This is a genomic window from Psychrobacter sp. S1-30-MNA-CIBAN-0213 (genome assembly GCF_040309845.1).
Lineage (GTDB): Bacteria > Pseudomonadota > Gammaproteobacteria > Pseudomonadales > Moraxellaceae > Psychrobacter.
Window position 1 is genome coordinate 1 of sequence record NZ_JBEOPE010000074.1, and the last position, 270, is coordinate 270.

A 270-nucleotide genomic window follows, 5' to 3' on the forward strand; every position below is an offset into this window, starting at 1 on the left:
GACTTCAAAATGTTTCAATAGAGAGAGTAAATCTTTTAGATAAGGTTTAAAACTTTCGTTTTTGACGTATTTTTTCTCAACGGCTGATACCACTATCTTGCTGTCAGAGAATATTTGTAATAATTCACTTTCCATGTTATGTTCAATAACATAAGACAGCCCTTTAATTAAAGCGATAAATTCAGCTTCGTGATTGCTATAAATACCTTTAAGAGGGACCGCGACTTGTTCGTGCTGATTCTCGCCAACTATGACGAACCCTATTCCACT

Annotated in this window: 1 protein-coding gene; it reads right to left on the reverse strand. The window is 35.2% G+C overall.

Translation table 11 applies throughout. From position 1 onward, the window contains the following. Positions 1-270, reverse strand: a 270-nt coding sequence (locus AAEY87_RS14005; RefSeq protein ID WP_350657612.1) for a reverse transcriptase-like protein, incomplete at both ends; no start/stop codon positions are given.